Annotated in this window: 16 protein-coding genes and 2 other annotated features (1 of these 18 cut by a window edge); of the genes, 14 read left to right on the forward strand and 2 right to left on the reverse strand. The window is 45.6% G+C overall.

Going from position 1 to position 16,072, the window contains the following annotated elements:
- Nucleotides 1-37 (forward strand) — a sequence feature (ribosomal protein L20 leader region) (it extends 101 nt beyond the left edge of the window).
- 52 nt (nucleotides 38-89) lie between these two features.
- The 6 genes from infC (at nucleotide 90) to VQ00_RS03055 (ending at nucleotide 3,217) form a co-directional block, all read left to right on the forward strand.
- The gene (gene infC, locus VQ00_RS03030; RefSeq protein WP_156153964.1) at nucleotides 90-608 is read left to right on the forward strand and encodes a translation initiation factor IF-3; all 519 of its coding nucleotides are present in this window, start codon (nucleotides 90-92) and stop codon (nucleotides 606-608) included.
- A 23-nt stretch (nucleotides 609-631) separates the two neighbouring features.
- Nucleotides 632-829 carry a 50S ribosomal protein L35 gene (rpmI, locus tag VQ00_RS03035; protein WP_046178596.1) on the forward strand — a complete coding sequence of 66 codons (198 nt, stop codon included), beginning with the start codon at nucleotides 632-634 and terminating at the stop codon, nucleotides 827-829.
- Between the two features lie 35 nt (nucleotides 830-864).
- Complete coding sequence (rplT, locus tag VQ00_RS03040; RefSeq protein ID WP_046178597.1) at nucleotides 865-1,221, forward strand: 50S ribosomal protein L20; 357 nt, start codon at nucleotides 865-867, stop codon at nucleotides 1,219-1,221.
- Between the two features lie 141 nt (nucleotides 1,222-1,362).
- Nucleotides 1,363-1,632: a DUF1294 domain-containing protein gene (locus tag VQ00_RS03045; protein ID WP_082091444.1), complete on the forward strand. Its 270-nt coding sequence runs from the start codon at nucleotides 1,363-1,365 to the stop codon at nucleotides 1,630-1,632.
- Nucleotides 1,629-2,111, forward strand: coding sequence for a dUTP diphosphatase (locus VQ00_RS03050; RefSeq protein ID WP_046178598.1), 483 nt, complete (start codon nucleotides 1,629-1,631; stop codon nucleotides 2,109-2,111). Before VQ00_RS03045 ends, VQ00_RS03050 begins: the two co-directional genes overlap by 4 nt.
- Nucleotides 2,112-2,131: 20 nt before the next feature.
- Nucleotides 2,132-3,217, forward strand: a complete 1,086-nt coding sequence (locus VQ00_RS03055) for a M42 family metallopeptidase (protein ID WP_046178599.1) — start codon at nucleotides 2,132-2,134, stop codon at nucleotides 3,215-3,217.
- Nucleotides 3,218-3,255: 38 nt separating this feature from the next.
- Here the strand turns inward: VQ00_RS03055 and sspI are convergent, their stop codons facing one another.
- Complete coding sequence (gene sspI, locus VQ00_RS03060) at nucleotides 3,256-3,456, reverse strand: small acid-soluble spore protein SspI (protein ID WP_082091445.1); 201 nt, start codon at nucleotides 3,454-3,456, stop codon at nucleotides 3,256-3,258.
- A 91-nt stretch (nucleotides 3,457-3,547) separates the two neighbouring features.
- Between sspI and VQ00_RS03065 the strand changes: the two genes are divergently transcribed.
- The 3 genes from VQ00_RS03065 (at nucleotide 3,548) to pheT (ending at nucleotide 8,088) form a co-directional block, all read left to right on the forward strand.
- Entirely contained in the window at nucleotides 3,548-4,303 is a 756-nt protein-coding gene (locus VQ00_RS03065) for a TrmH family RNA methyltransferase (protein ID WP_156153949.1), read from the forward strand.
- Between the two features lie 47 nt (nucleotides 4,304-4,350).
- Nucleotides 4,351-4,582: a binding site (T-box leader), on the forward strand.
- Nucleotides 4,583-4,663: 81 nt separating this feature from the next.
- Nucleotides 4,664-5,659, forward strand: a complete 996-nt coding sequence (pheS, locus tag VQ00_RS03070) for a phenylalanine--tRNA ligase subunit alpha (protein WP_256519742.1) — start codon at nucleotides 4,664-4,666, stop codon at nucleotides 5,657-5,659.
- Nucleotides 5,660-5,673: 14 nt separating this feature from the next.
- A complete protein-coding gene (pheT, locus tag VQ00_RS03075) occupies nucleotides 5,674-8,088 on the forward strand; it encodes a phenylalanine--tRNA ligase subunit beta (RefSeq protein ID WP_046178603.1) in 2,415 nt (804 codons plus the stop codon).
- Nucleotides 8,089-8,179: 91 nt separating this feature from the next.
- On the opposite strand, the gene rnhC is transcribed toward pheT, so the two are convergent.
- Nucleotides 8,180-9,103 carry a ribonuclease HIII gene (gene rnhC / locus VQ00_RS03080; protein WP_046178604.1) on the reverse strand — a complete coding sequence of 308 codons (924 nt, stop codon included), beginning with the start codon at nucleotides 9,101-9,103 and terminating at the stop codon, nucleotides 8,180-8,182.
- A gap of 91 nt (nucleotides 9,104-9,194) precedes the next feature.
- Here rnhC and zapA point away from each other — a divergent pair, with 91 nt between their 5' ends.
- The 5 genes from zapA (at nucleotide 9,195) to VQ00_RS03105 (ending at nucleotide 16,033) form a co-directional block, all read left to right on the forward strand.
- Nucleotides 9,195-9,473: a cell division protein ZapA gene (gene zapA / locus VQ00_RS03085; RefSeq protein ID WP_046178605.1), complete on the forward strand. Its 279-nt coding sequence runs from the start codon at nucleotides 9,195-9,197 to the stop codon at nucleotides 9,471-9,473.
- 136 nt (nucleotides 9,474-9,609) lie between these two features.
- On the forward strand, nucleotides 9,610-11,316 hold the full coding sequence (gene polX / locus VQ00_RS03090; RefSeq protein WP_046178606.1) for a DNA polymerase/3'-5' exonuclease PolX: 1,707 nt from the start codon (nucleotides 9,610-9,612) through the stop codon (nucleotides 11,314-11,316).
- A 24-nt stretch (nucleotides 11,317-11,340) separates the two neighbouring features.
- The gene (locus VQ00_RS03095) at nucleotides 11,341-13,695 is read left to right on the forward strand and encodes an endonuclease MutS2 (RefSeq protein WP_046178607.1); all 2,355 of its coding nucleotides are present in this window, start codon (nucleotides 11,341-11,343) and stop codon (nucleotides 13,693-13,695) included.
- Nucleotides 13,696-13,707: 12 nt separating this feature from the next.
- Nucleotides 13,708-14,115, forward strand: coding sequence for a DUF350 domain-containing protein (locus VQ00_RS03100; protein WP_046178608.1), 408 nt, complete (start codon nucleotides 13,708-13,710; stop codon nucleotides 14,113-14,115).
- A gap of 229 nt (nucleotides 14,116-14,344) precedes the next feature.
- Complete coding sequence (locus tag VQ00_RS03105; RefSeq protein WP_046178609.1) at nucleotides 14,345-16,033, forward strand: long-chain-fatty-acid--CoA ligase; 1,689 nt, start codon at nucleotides 14,345-14,347, stop codon at nucleotides 16,031-16,033.
- Nucleotides 16,034-16,072 lie beyond the last annotated feature (39 nt).

Genomic DNA, 16,072 nt, shown 5'->3' on the forward strand with positions numbered 1-16,072 from the left:
GGCATCTACTTCAGATGCTCCGCCTTTTTCATGCAAGCAGTGCGCTTATCTTTTAAACAGTGTTTTCTCAAATGACCTGGAGGTGGCTTATTATTAGCAAAGACATGAATTTAAACGAAGGCATCCGTGCCCGTGAAGTACGCTTGATTGACCAAAATGGTGAGCAGCTCGGCATTAAACAAAAACGTGAAGCCCTTGAAATTGCCGGCCGCGTTAATCTTGACCTTGTGCTTGTTGCTCCGAATGCGAAACCGCCGGTAGCCCGTATTATGGACTATGGCAAATTCAAATTCGAGCAGCAGAAGAAAGACAAGGAAGCCCGCAAAAACCAAAAAATCATCCAATTGAAAGAAGTGCGTCTCAGCCCAAGCATTGATGACCACGATTTCGATACAAAACTTCGCAATGCGATTAAGTTTTTGGAAAAGGGTGACAAAGTAAAAGCATCGATCCGATTTAAAGGACGTGCGATTACGCATAAAGAAATCGGCCAGCGTGTACTTGACCGCTTTGCAGAAGCGTGCAAGGACGTTGCGACAATTGAGTCTAAGCCGAAAATGGATGGCCGTAGTATGTTCCTTATTATGGCGTCGAAAAACGAAAAGTAAACCAGTTTGAGGAGGAAGTCGAAATGCCAAAAATGAAAACTCACCGTGGTTCTGCCAAACGTTTCAAGAAAACAGGTTCAGGTAAACTGAAACGTTCCCACGCTTATACAAGTCACTTATTTGCAAACAAATCTACAAAGCAAAAACGTAAATTGCGCAAAAGTGCAATGGTTTCTAAAGGCGATTTCAAACGCATTCGCCATATGCTTGACAATCTGTAAGAAAATCAACGCAACATCATTAGGAGGGAAATAGTATGCCACGCGTAAAAGGCGGTACTGTAACACGCAAACGTCGTAAAAAGGTTCTTAAGTTAGCAAAAGGTTATTTCGGTTCGAAACATCGTTTATATAAAGTTGCCAATCAACAAGTTATGAAATCCCTGCAATATGCATACCGGGATCGCCGTAACAAAAAACGTGATTTCCGCAAATTGTGGATCACGCGTATTAACGCAGCTGCACGTATTAACGGTCTTTCTTACAGCCGTTTAATGCACGGCTTGAAACTTGCCGGCATCGAAGTAAACCGCAAAATGCTTGCTGATCTTGCAGTCAGCGATGAAAAAGCATTTACACAGCTTGCAGAAGCTGCAAAAAAACAACTAGGCTAATTTTAGCTTTGAAACCGTCCTGACTTCTTGTCAGGACGGTTTTTTGTTTTGTTTATAATGAATGGACGCAAATCCTTCCAAGTGTGCACAAATTATGCGCTTTCGCAGTAAGTTTGCTAAAATAGATGAGGAGGTGCGGCAGTGTCTATTGTTTTTATTTATTTTATAGCGATTAACTTTATCACGTACGTCACCATGGCGAACGATAAGAAAAAAGCACGGAAAAATCAGTATCGAACGAGAGAACGAACACTTTGGCTATTGGCCTTATTAGGCGGTGCACCCGGTGGCTTTATCGCCATGCAGACATATCGCCACAAAACAAAGCATAACGCTTTTAAATATGGCATGCCGGCTTTAGCTGTAATTGATTTATTACTTCTCGCAATGACTGGAGGGACTGCGATTTGAATATTGAAAAATTGTATAACATGCAGCGAGGACTTGATGAATACATAAAAAAAGGTCATGACTTGGAAGGCGTCGATTTGTTTGACCAAAAGGTGCTGGCATTGCTGGTAGAAATAGGCGAATTGGCCAATGAGACGCGCTGTTTTAAATTTTGGAGCAAAAAAGGGCCATCCGAACGAAATGTCATTTTAGAAGAATTTGTCGATGGTGTTCATTTTATTTTATCACTTGGCCTTTTAACAAATAATAGAGCGGAGCCTGAAAAAGAAGTATCGGCTGAAACAGCAACGGTACAGTTCTTACATGTGATGGAATCCGTTCACACTTTTCAAAAAACAAAATCAGAAGGTGATTATGGGCTGCTCCTGAACCGCTATTTTGCATTAGGAGATATGCTTGGCTTTTCATCTGATGAAGTTGAACGGGCATATATCGCCAAAAATGAAGTAAACTACGAACGACAGCAATCGGGCTATTAATAAAAAAGGGGAGTGTATTAATGAAGAAACTTGACCAAACGTTAACCATGTTAAAAGAATTAACTGATGCAAAAGGTATTGCCGGCAACGAGCGTGAAGTGCGCGATGTCATGCAAAAATACATCGAACCATTTGCCGAAGAAGTGACAACAGACGGGCTAGGCAGCTTAATCGCAAAAAAAACAGGTGATGCGAACGGTCCAAAAATTATGGTAGCCGGTCACTTGGATGAAGTCGGTTTTATGGTCACACGTATTGATGACAAAGGGTTTATTCGTTTTCAAACGGTTGGCGGATGGTGGAGCCAGGTGATGCTCGCACAACGTGTCACAATCGTCACGCGTAAAGGCGATGTGACGGGTGTGATCGGTTCAAAACCGCCGCACATTTTGCCGGCAGAAGCACGCAAAAAACCAGTTGATATTAAAGATATGTTCATCGATATCGGTGCATCAAGCCGTGAGGAAGCAACTGAATGGGGTATTCGTCCAGGTGATATGGTCGTGCCGTATTTTGAATTTACGGTCATGAACAATGAAAAAATGCTGCTTGCAAAAGCGTGGGATAACCGAATCGGCTGTGCGATTGCGATTGACGTCATGAAATACGTACAGAATAAACAGCATGCCAACGTTGTATATGGCGTTGGAACAGTACAGGAAGAAGTTGGTTTACGCGGTGCGAAAACGTCCGCTCACCAAATTGGGCCGGATATCGCGTTTGGTGTTGATGTCGGGATTGCCGGTGACACGCCAGGTGTAACAGAAAAAGAAGCGATGGGTAAAATGGGTAAAGGGCCACAAATTATCTTGTACGACGCATCGATGGTTTCGCATAAAGGATTGCGCGATTTCGTGACGGATGTTGCGGATGAGCTTAACATCCCATACCAATATGATTCAATGGCGGGAGGCGGAACAGATTCCGGCGAAATTCATATGACGGCAAATGGCGTCCCCACTCTGTCGGTGACGATTGCGACGCGCTACATTCATTCCCATGCTGCGATGCTTCACCGGGATGATTACGAGAATGCAGTGAAGCTTCTCGGAGAAGTCATTCTTCGTTTGGACCGTGACACAGTTAATACAATTACATTTGACTAAAACAAAACCGCTCACAACGCTGTGAGCGGTTTTTTCTGTTATTGCAGAGCGGACGACATGCGCTCTAACACGACTTTTTGTTCTTCGGTTGTGCTTTTTTTCCAGAATAGTTCCAGCATAACACCAAGACCCGGCAGTGTTTTTTCTTCGCCGGTTGAAATCGCATCTTGGATCACTTCTGACAATTCATTTGGATTTTGACCATTTAAATTTTGAATCACTGCGCCTCGCAAATTCATGTTCATCCCTCCTCGTTTCTGTTATTTTCACCATAGCGGCGCCCATTATACAGAAAAATGCTATAATGAATGCGGTGAAAGGAGAATGACCGTGAATTATATCCAATCCGCGAACAATACACATATAAAACAACTGAATAAGTTATGGACAAAAAAAGAACGGGATAAAACCGGCCTTTATTTACTTGAAGGGTTTCATCTTGTTGAAGAAGCACTTCGTCATAAAGAATATATAGAGGAACTGCTTTTGTCCGAAGAAGCAGTTCCTCCGGCATCCTGGAATGTGGACGATTTGAACGTGACGATGATTTCTGCTGATGTCGCAAAAAAGCTGTCTGATACGGAAAATGGACAAGGCGTTTTTGCGTTATGCAGAAAGCAGGAAACAGTAGATTTACCGGATGGAACGACATTTTTGCTGCTCGATGCCGTGCAGGATCCGGGTAACATTGGTACAATGATTCGAACGGCTGATGCGGCAGGGCTTGATGCCGTTTTGCTTGGTCATGGATCAGGCGACCTGTACAATCCAAAAGTGCTTCGTTCGGCGCAGGGAAGCCATTTTCATCTGCCTGTTATGTCAATGGACTTAATGGATGCGATCGTAGAATTGAATAGCCGCAACGTTCCCGTGTATGGCACAGCACTTGAAGGCGCTGTTGATTACCGCGAAACAAATCCGGGTCCGTTCGCGCTCATTGTCGGCAACGAAGGCAGCGGTGTGCGTCAGGAGCTTTTGGGCATCACGACGAAAAATGTGTACATTCCGATTTATGGTCAAAGTGAATCACTTAATGTCGCGGTTGCTGCCGGCATTCTTCTGTATCATTTTCGGGAAAACAATTGAATTTCAAAAACGGGTTGTCTATAATAAGTAAGTATAAATTTGATAACCAAAAGGCAATGACGGAGAAAAGTACGCCATCCTTCTTTTTTTAGGAAGAAAATGCCCAGACTGAAAGCATTTTTAAAAAGAAATGGCCGAAGTTCACCTCCCGAGCCGGTGCTTGGACCACTTTTGTGTAAAGGCACACCGGTTTTTACCGTTATCTGAATGAAGTGAACGCGTGTTTTTTTTGCGCGTTAAAAAGGGTGGTACCGCGATATCAGAAGCCTCGTCCCTTTCCGGGAACGGGGCTTTTTTTGTTGCCAAAAAGGAGGAAAAAACGTGGAAGAACAGTTAAGAGGGCTGCAGGAAGAAGCGGTTATGAAAGCAGCGGCAGCGCAGGATTTAAAAGAACTGAATGACGTGCGTATCGCGTATCTTGGCAAAAAAGGGCCGGTTACAGAAGTATTAAAAGGCATGGGGAAGCTTACAGCAGAAGAACGTCCAAAAATGGGCGCGCTTGTGAATGTCGTCCGTGAAGCGATCACAAAAGCGATTGAAACAAAACAAGTATCGCTTGAATCAGAAGCGATTCAAAAGCAGCTGGCAGAAGAGTCGATTGATGTGACATTGCCAGGCCGTCCGGTGAAGCTTGGCGGCCATCATCCATTGACACGCGTGACAGAAGAAATTGAAGATTTATTTATTGGCATGGGCTATACAGTAGCGGAAGGACCGGAAGTGGAACAGGATTATTACAACTTCGAAGCGCTCAATTTGCCAAAAGGTCACCCGGCACGCGACATGCAGGATACATTCTACATTACGCCGGAACTTTTAATGCGTACGCATACGTCACCTGTCCAAGTGCGAACGATGCTGAAACATGCAGGCAAAGGACCAGTGAAAATTATTTGTCCAGGTAAAGTATACCGCCGCGACAGCGATGACGCGACGCATTCTCATCAATTCAACCAAATTGAAGGGCTTGTTGTCGGTGAAAACATCCGCATGAGCGACTTGAAAGGCACACTGGATGCTTTTGCGAAAAAAATGTTCGGCACGGACCGGGAAATCCGTCTTCGTCCAAGCTTTTTCCCTTTTACAGAGCCATCGGTTGAAGTCGATGTCAGCTGCATGTGCGGCGGCAAAGGCTGTTCGATTTGCAAGGGGACCGGCTGGATTGAAGTGCTTGGTGCCGGCATGGTACATCCGAATGTACTTGAAATGGCTGGCTTTGATTCAACGGTATATTCCGGTTTTGCTTTTGGCATGGGGCAGGAACGCATTGCGATGCTGAAATATGGCATTGATGACATACGCCATTTTTACACGAACGATCTTCGCTTTTTGCAGCAATTTTCTGTACACGAATAAGGAGGAATTCACACATGTTTGTTTCATATAAATGGCTGTCACAATATGTTGACATTGCCGATCAGACGCCGGAAGAACTGGCTGAAAAAATTACGCGTGCCGGTATTGAAGTGGAAGGCGTGGAAATGCCTGCTGCTGAAATGAAAGGCATTGTCGTCGGCTACGTGAAAACGCGCGAGCAGCACCCGAATGCCGATAAATTAAGCAAATGCCTTGTTGATGTGGGTGAAGAAGAGCCGGTCCAAATTATTTGCGGCGCAAAAAATGTGGATGCCGGTCAATATGTAGCGGTGGCAAGAACCGGTGCGGTATTGCCAGGCAATTTTAAAATTAAACGCGCAAAACTACGCGGCGAAGAATCAAACGGCATGATTTGCTCGCTGTCAGAACTGGGTATTGAAAGCCGCTTGAATCCGAAAGAATACGCTGAAGGCATTTTTAACTTCCCGAACGACGTAACGCCGGGAGAAGATGCACTCGCTGCGTTAAACCGAGACGATGCGATTTTAGAATTATCACTAACGCCAAACCGCTCCGATGCCCTAAGTATGATTGGTGTTGCATATGAAGTCGCAGCGATTTTAGGACGCGATGTAAAATTGCCGGAACTAAATCCGGTTGAAGCGGATGAGCAGGCATCTGATGCGATTCAAATTCGCATTGACGCGCCAGAAGACAATCCGGTTTACGTCGCCCGTGTTGTGAAAGGTGTGAAAATCGGCCCATCGCCGCTTTGGATGCAGACGCTTCTTATGAACGCTGGCGTACGTCCACATAACAACGTCGTGGACATTACAAACTACGTATTGATGGAATATGGGCAGCCGCTCCATGCGTTTGACCTTGACCGGCTTCAAACAGGTGAAATCGTCGTTCGCCGTGCAGAGGAAGGCGAGAAATTTGTCACGCTTGATAACGCAGAACGCACGCTGTCAGCAGAACAGCTTGTTATTACAAACGGCCAAGAGCCTATTGCGCTTGCCGGCGTGATGGGCGGCGCCAATTCAGAAGTAACAGAACAGACTGTCAACGTATTGATTGAGTCTGCTTATTTTAACAGCCAGATCGTTCGCGCCGCTTCAAAAGCACACGGGCTTCGTTCAGAAGCAAGTGCCCGCTTTGAAAAAGGCGTGGATCCTGCTCGCGTGCAGGCATCATGTGATCGGGCGGCCGAACTCATGACGGAGCTTGCAGGCGGAACTGTTCTTTCTGGTAGTGTTATTGCAGGCGAATATGCACCTGAACCTAAAAAAGTGTCGATTACGCTTGATCGGTTGAATACGCGCCTTGGCACAGAGCTGCAAATGGGCGGCGTCGAAGACATTTTCAGCCGTCTGAAGTTTACGACTGAAACAAATGGCGATGAAATTACCGTAACAGTACCGACGCGACGCGGTGATATTACCATTCCGGAAGATTTAACGGAAGAAGTGGCGCGTCTTTACGGATATGACCACATTCCGCTCACACTGCCGGAAGGAGAATCGCTGCCAGGCGGATTATCACCTTACCAGCTCGGCCGCCGCGTTGTCCGCCGTTATTTAGAAGGCGCCGGATTCAATCAGGCGGTCACATATTCGTTAACATCCGAAAAACGGGCGGCTCAATTTTCGTTTGAGAAACGCAAGCCAGTCGCGCTTGCGATGCCGATGAGTGAAGAACGTGCGTACTTGCGTGAGAGCCTGCTGCCGCATTTAGTGGAAGCGGCTGCGTACAACAGTGCCCGTCAAATGGGCTCTGTCGCTTTATACGAAACAGGTTCTGTTTACTTAAATGAAGGCGAAAATGTACAGCCGAAAGAAGAGGAACGACTTGCCGGTATTATAACAGGAATGTGGCAGGAGCATTTATGGCAAGGAGAGAAAAAAGCAGCTGATTTCTTCACCGTCAAAGGTGTCATTGAAGGAGTGGTCGCACGCCTAGGCTTAATGGACCGGTTGTCATTCCAAAAAGCAGCACCGGAAGGATTCCATCCAGGCCGGACAGCAAGTGTTCTTTTCGATGAGCAGCCAATCGGTGTGATCGGCCAGCTTCATCCGTCATTTGCGAAAGAAGTCGATTTAAAAGAAGCGTATTTATTTGAATTAAAGCTGGATGTTTTATTAAATGCTGCGCGTAAAGACTTAGCGTACGTGCCAATTCCACGCTTTCCATTCATCAGCCGTGATATCGCGCTCGTTGTGGACAGAACAGTCGAATCTGCATCGCTCGAAGGAATCATTAAAGAAGCAGGCGGATCGCTGCTGACGAACGTCCACGTGTTTGATGTATACGAAGGAGACCGGATGGAAGCAGGCAAGAAATCTGTCGCATTCGCTTTAACATATGTCAATCTGGACAAAACATTAACAGACGAAGAAGTCACTGCGGTGCATGAAAAAGTGCTTGCCGCGCTGAAGGAAAAAGCAGACGCAGATTTGCGGGCATAAAGTAAATGGGCTGTGCAGAGGGATAAAATATTCCTTTTGCACAGCCTATTTATATTGTTTGAAGGATGACCCCGCCGGCTAATTAAAGGAATTAAAGACCTCTGACAATCCGTTTCGCTTTTTCCGTATTGGCAAAATGAAGCTTCGTAAAGGGGCGCAGAACGCTTTCGTCGTATGTTTGAATCAGCCGGGCCGCCGCTTTGTCCACAATGGAACCGGCGCCTTTTGGAATGGGAAAACCTGCTTTTTCAGACAATATGTCCATTTCTTTTAAGAATGCATAACGCGCTAAAATGGAGGCAGCGGCAACCGAACTATGAATGCTTTCGCCTTTCGTGCTGAAAAAGACGTTTTCCTGCACGATATTTTTCTGTCCTGTTAAGTGGCGGTAATAAATCGGCTTTTCGGCAAATTGGTCAATGAGCACAGCTTCTGGTTTTTCGGGCGCGATCTTATCAAGAAGCTTGCCGAGCGCCTGATTGTGCAAGATTGCTTTGATTTTTCCTTGTGACATGCCGCTTTCTTGTAAATCATTATACTTTTCATTTCGTAAAATAAGCAGGCTGTACGGAATATCTTTCAACAGTTTTTTTGCAACTAACACAATTTCAGGATCTTTCATATCTTTTGAATCCCGGACCCCAAGTGCTTTCAGCTCTGCAATCCGGCTTTTTTCGACAAAAGCGGCGACGACCGTGATCGGACCAAAATAATCGCCTGTTCCGACTTCATCGCTCCCGATCACTGACATCCCTGCAAAACCATCCGGCAGATTTCCGCTTGGTGCTGAAGGTTTTTTTGGTTTTGGTTTGGCTGTTTGCCCGTCCCATTTTGCTGATTCTCGCTCCGCATTTTTCCCTTGAAACAGCACTTTTCCTGAACGGTAGCCTGTCACAGAACAGCCATCCCTTTTAGCGGCAAAGACAGCTCCAGCGGGCAGAGTGGCCGGAACACCATAATAGTTCTTCATTTTTTGTAATGTATCGTTGTTTACAACAAGCACAGTATGACTCAATTCGACATCCTCCAGACTTTCTTCCTTTTCACGGTAAATAACTCATGGTATGATATATAACAGAATTGCAACAGAAATGGGGGCCTTGCATTTGTCGGATGGACAAAAGACTCGCCTAACAGTTGACATTTACGGAAATCAGTATACGATTATCGGAACTGAATCAGAATACCATATTCGCTGTGTAACGGAAATGGTTGATGACAAAATGCGTGAACTCGGCAGCCGTAATGCTTCGCTCGATACGCAGAAAATTGCGGTGCTGACGGCTGTTAATATGGTGAATGATTACTTAAAGATGGAAGAAGAATTAGAGCAGATGAAAATGGAATTAAGCCACATGAAAAACCGGAATGCCGTCAACGGCTGAAAAACTTCTCTCCTATTTGGTAGAGAAGTTTTTTTCTGCTACTATTAAAGAAAAGCAGGTGACATCAGGCTGTTGGCAAACGCTTGTTTTCAATCAGCCTCATGTCTCACTTTTTTTAAAATCTGAGGTGACGTGAATGGTAAATAAAAAAGATATTATTCGATTGCTTGAAAAAATTGCGATTTACATGGAGTTAAAAGGAGACAACCCATTTAAAATATCCGCATTCCGAAAAGCGGCAGCAGCGCTTGAACAGGATGAACGCAGCCTTTCTGAGATTGATGACGTGACGAAATTATCGGGAATCGGAAAAGGAACTGCCGCTGTTATTACAGAGTATATTGAAACGGGAGAATCGACGGTGCTGACAGAACTGTCTGGAGAAGTGCCTGAAGGGCTCATGGCACTTTTAGGACTGCCGGGTCTTGGCGGCAAGAAAATTGCCAAACTATATAAAGAACTTGGCATTACGAACATGATCGAATTAAAAACTGCGTGTGAAGAGAACCGCGTGCAGGCTCTTGCCGGATTTGGTGCGAAAACAGAAGAGAAAATTCTTGCGGCTGTTGAAAAGTCAGGCACGCAGCCGGACCGTCTGCCGATCATGTACGTACTGCCGATCGCAGAGCGTATAGAAGGTTATTTGGACAGTCTAGCTGAAATTAACCGTTTTTCACGGGCAGGCAGCTTGCGTCGATTGCGTGAAACAGTAAAAGATCTCGATTTTATAGTAGCAACGGAGCAGCCGGAAAAAGTAAAAGAACATCTTCTTGCCATGCTGGATATAAAAGAAGTGATTGCCGCCGGTCCGACAAAAGTGTCAGTTATTATTGAAGGAGACTTTGATTTATCGATTGACTTCCGGATTGTGTTGCCGGATCAGTTTGCCAGCGCACTCCACCATTTTACCGGCTCGAAAGACCATAACGTGAAAATTCGCCAAATTGCGAAAGAACGCAATGAGAAAGTAAGCGAATATGGGATTGAGCAGCCGGATGGAAGCGTTAAAACCTTTGACAGCGAAGAAGCACTCTACCACCATCTGGGGCTTCCGTTTTTCCCGCCGGAAATTCGGGAAGACGGCACCGAGACAGATAAATATGAAGAAGGAACACTCGTTCAGCTCTCAAACATAAAAGGTGATCTTCATATGCATACAGCCTGGTCGGATGGCGCGTTTTCTATTGAAGAAATGATTGAAGCGTGCCGTGCGCGCGGATATGAATATATGGCGATTACCGATCATTCCCAGTACTTGAAAGTGGCGAACGGATTGTCCATCGAACGGCTCATCCGCCAAAATGAAGAAATCAAGGAGTGGAATGCGAAATTCAATGACATTGAGGTATTATCCGGAATTGAAATGGATATTTTACCGGATGGCACGCTCGATTATGAAGATGATGTGCTGAAACAGCTTGATTTTGTTATCGCATCCATTCATTCAAGCTTTTCGCAGCCACAGGAGCAAATAATGGAGCGGCTTAAAACAGCGCTTTATAACCCATATGTGAAGCTCATTGCTCATCCGACCGGGCGTATTATCGGCCGCCGGGATGGCTATCCGGTCAACATGGAGGAGCTCATTCGGCTCGCGGCAGAAACGAACACAGCCCTTGAGCTGAACGCAAATCCATACCGGCTTGATTTATCTGCTGTTCATTTGAAAATGGCACAGGAAGCAGGCGCAAAAATTATGATCAATACAGATGCGCATGCGATCGAGCATCTTGAATTTATGGAAACAGGCGCAAGTGCGGGCAGAAAAGGATGGCTGCGGCCGGAGATGGTGATTAACACCTGGCCGAAAGACGAATTCCTTTCTTTTTTGCGCAGCATTTGATGCCCTTAAAGGAGTCGAAACCATTTGAACAAAAAAGTGCTTGCAACACTTGAATTTGATAAAATTATCGCAAAACTGGCCGGCCATGCTTCGTCTGAAGTCGGCCGGTCGTTTGCGGAAGAATTAAAGCCGTCGCATAATGCGGAGGAAGTGCAGCGCTGGCTTGATGAAACAGAAGAAGCGGCGGCTGTCATCCGGATTAAGGGAAATGTGCCGCTCGCCGGTATTTATGATATCCGTCCTCATGCCAAGCGGGCCCAAATCGGCGGTGTCTTAAGCGGCGTAGAACTAATGCGGATCGCAAGCACCATTGGAGCGAGCCGTCACATTCGCAAATTTATTGAAGACGTTCGTTCGGAAGGGCAAGTGACGCTGCGCATTTTGCCGGAGAAAACAGCAGTCATTCCGGTATTGACAGACCTTGAGCACAAAATTAAACATACGGTAGATGAAAACGGACGTGTATTGGATTCAGCAAGTGATACATTGCGCCACATTCGTCACGGGATGCGGTCTGCTGAGTCACGGATCCGGTCAAAGCTTGAAAGCTTAACGCGCGGACAAAGCGCACAAAAAATGCTTTCAGATGCGATTGTAACGATACGAAACGACCGGTATGTGGTTCCGGTTAAGCAGGAATATCGGTCTCATTACGGCGGGATCGTGCATGACCAGTCTTCCTCGGGTCAGACGCTGTTTATTGAACCGGCGTCTGTGGTGAGTTTAAACAATGAACTGCGCGAGCTGACAGTGAAAGAACAATATGAAGTCGAAAAGATTTTACGTGATTTGTCAGCGGAAACGGCTGAACATGCGCCGGGCTTGTTCACGATGACGAAGATGCTCTCAGAAATCGACTTTATTTTTACAAAAGGAAAATTTGCCCGCTCCATGAATGCGACAAAGCCGCTTATTAATGAAGATGGGTATATTCATTATATTCAAGCGCGCCACCCCCTGCTGCCGGCAGATGAAGCAGTAGCGAGCGACATTGAAATTGGCAAAGACTATACGGCTATCGTCATTACCGGGCCGAATACCGGGGGGAAAACTGTCACCCTGAAAACGACTGGTCTTTCGGTTCTTATGGCGCAGTCCGGCTTATTTATCCCGGCCGAGGACGGGTCGGAAACGGCGATTTTTCAATCGGTATTCGCCGACATTGGCGATGAGCAGTCGATTGAACAAAATTTAAGTACGTTCTCTTCCCATATGGTGAATATTGCCGGCATTTTAAAAGAAATCGACCATGAAAGCCTTGTCTTATTTGACGAGCTTGGTTCAGGAACTGATCCGCAGGAAGGCTCGGCGCTGGCGATCTCGATCTTGGATGAAGTGATTGCACGTGGCGCCCGCATTATCGCGACAACGCACTATCCAGAACTAAAAGCATACGGATACAATCGAGAAAGTGTTATTAATGCGAGTGTAGAGTTTGACGTCGAAACGCTCAGCCCAACGTACCGATTGCTAATTGGCATTCCGGGCCGAAGCAACGCGTTTGAAATTTCAAAACGGATCGGCCTTGATCCGGAGATTATTGAAAATGCCCGAAACATGATCAGCGCAGATTCACATGAAGTTGACAACATGATTGCGGCACTCGATTCAAGCCGCAGACAAGCGGAACAACATGAACAAGAAACACGTGAGTATTTGCGTGATACGGAAAAGCTGCACCGGGATTTGCAAAAAGAAGTGATTGCCTACCATGAGCAAAAAGAAAAAATGGAAGAAAAGGCTCGTGCCGAAGCTGCAGAAATTGTTGGAAAAGCGCGGGTGGAAGCAGAAGAAGTGATGAGAGAGCTGCGCGCCCTCCGCCTGGCCGGTGGGGCGGGCGTAAAAGAGCATGAGCTTATTGAAGCAAGAAAAAGGCTGGAAAGCGCAGTGCCAGAGCAGAAAACGAAAAAACCAGTCATTGAATCTGCGAAGCGGCAATGGAAGCCAGGTGACGAAGTAAAAGTGATCAGCTTTGGCCAAAAAGGCAGCATTATTGAAAAAGCGGCCGGCGATGAATGGGTCGTGCAAATGGGTATCATTAAAATGAAAGTAGCAGAACCCGACATGCAATTTGTAAAATCGGAGAAAAAGAAAGAACCGAAGCCAATTGCGACGATTCGCGGCAAAGATTTTCATGTTTCATCTGAACTTGATCTACGCGGTGAACGGTATGAAGACGCGCTGAAGCGGGTTGAAAAGTATTTGGACGACGCACTTTTAGCTGGTTATCATCAAGTATCGATCATTCACGGAAAAGGTACGGGCGCTCTCATGAAAGGCGTGCGCGGTTATTTAACAAAACATCGGATGGTGAAAAATATTCGATTTGGCGGGTCTGGCGAGGGCGGCCTTGGCGTCACAATCGCTGAACTGAAATAAGGGGGCCTAGTTATGACAGGTTTCTGGGAAAATCAATACGTGCAGCTGGCCGGCTATTACAGCGTTGCGACGATCTGCATTATTATGTGTTTGGCTGTCTTTGAACTGGTGACATCGTACCGAAACTGGGAGGAAATTAAAAATGGCAACATGGCGGTCGCGATGGCAACCGGCGGCAAAATATTTGGCATTGCGAACGTATTCCGCCATTCAATCTTGCACAATGATTCAGTTTTAACAATGGCGGGATGGGGCATCTTCGGCTTTATTCTGCTGTTAACCGGCTATTTTATGTTTGAGTTTCTCACCCCGAGCTTTAATGTCGATAAAGAAATAGAGCGGGACAACCGTGCCGTCGGTTTTATTTCATTCGTTATTTCAGCAGGGCTGTCCTATATGATCGGTGCTGCTTTGTTGTAAAGAAAAGAGGAACGTAAGTATGGAAACTTTGGCAAAAGTATTAATCGGCTTTTGTGCGGCTTTTTTAATTATTGGCGTGATTTATATGGTCATGAATGGATGAAAAACCGCGCAAGCATCTGGACCTGTATTTTGCAGGCCCGGATGCTTTTTTCTTTTCTTGAAAAATGAATCATTATTCACTATACTAGAAGTAGTACGAATTCTTCTCACAAAGGGGTGGATGAAGATGTCTGAAAAACCGTGGCTTGCTCATTATCCAAAAGAAATTCCTGAAACACTCTCGTATCCGGATCAGCCGCTGCCATTGTTTTTAACGAAAGCCGCTGCCGAGTATGGGGACAAAACAGCGATTCAGTTTCTCGGCAAAGAACTGTCCTACAAAGAGCTGCATGAATCTGCATTGAAACTGGCGGCCTATTTAAAAAAATTGGGGATTCAAAAAGGAGACCGCGTGGCCATCATGCTGCCAAATACACCGCAGGCGGTCATCAGCTTTTACGGTGTTTTATATGCCGGGGCAATTGTTGTCCAGTTTAACCCGCTTTATAAAGAACGGGAAATAGAGTACCAGTTGAAAGACTGTGGCGCAAAAATGATGATTGTCCTCGATCTGCTTTACCCGCGTATTCAGAAAATCATTCGGAACACAAACTTAGAACATGTGATTGTAACCGCTATCAAAGATTATCTGCCATTCCCGAAAAACATCATTTATCCATTTGTTCAAAAAAAGCAAAGCGGTCTTGTTGTCCACATTGAAAATCGAAACAAAAATCACCTTTTCACGAAGATTATGGAAGAAACGGCTGTGAATGAAGAAGCGCTCCAAATGGATGTGGAAAATGATCCAGCCGTTCTACAGTATACTGGCGGCACGACGGGTTTTCCAAAGGGCGTCATTTTAACGCATAAAAATCTTGTAGCGAACGCTTCGATGTGCAGCGCTTGGATGTACAAATATCGTCCCGGCGAAGAAACCCTGCTCGGTGTCATTCCATTTTTCCATGTATACGGCATGACAACCGTTATGATCTTAGGTGTCATGCAAGGCTATAAAATGGTGCTGCTGCCGAAGTTTGATGTGAAAACGACGTTAAAAACAATTCAAAAACAAAAGCCAACCATTTTTCCAGGTGCCCCGACGATTTACATCGGCTTGTTAAATGATCCGAATATTAGCAAATATGATTTGTCATCCATCGATGCGTGTATTAGCGGCTCCGCACCACTGCCGGTGGAGGTGCAGCAAAAATTTGAACAGGTAACAGGTGGAAAACTGGTTGAAGGATACGGCTTGACAGAAACATCACCTGTGACACATGCGAATTTCATTTGGGGTAATCGTATTAAAGGGAGTGTTGGCGTTCCGTGGCCGGATACAGATGCGGTCATTTTATCGATGGAGACGGGAAAGCCAGTGGAGAAGACGGGTGAAAAAGGAGAAATTGCTGTTAGGGGACCACAAGTGATGAAAGGCTATTGGAACCGTCCGGAAGAAACGGAGCAGTCATTTAAAGATGGCTGGTTTTTAACGGGAGATATCGGCTACATGGATGAAGAAGGACATTTTTATATCGTTGACCGAAAAAAAGACATGATTATTGCAGGCGGCTTCAACATTTATCCGCGTGATGTTGAGGAAATATTATATGAACACGATGCAATCCAGGAAGCAGTTGTTGTCGGTGTTCCTGACCCGTACCGCGGTGAAACGGTCAAGGCATTTATTGTCTTAAAAGAAGGGCGGCACGTAACGGAAAAAGATCTTGACGACTATTGCCGTACGCATTTAGCGGCATTTAAAGTTCCGCGCATTTATGAGTTCCGTGAAGAACTGCCAAAAACAGCTGTCGGGAAAATCCTGCGGCGCGTACTTATTGATGAAGAAAAACAAAAAGCCGAAAAAATAAGTTGATGGAATAGGCAGCCTGCTTGACGAAATCAATAAATGAAG

It is taken from the genome of Domibacillus tundrae (assembly GCF_000970675.1).
Classification (GTDB): Bacteria; Bacillota; Bacilli; order Bacillales; family Domibacillaceae; genus Domibacillus; species Domibacillus tundrae.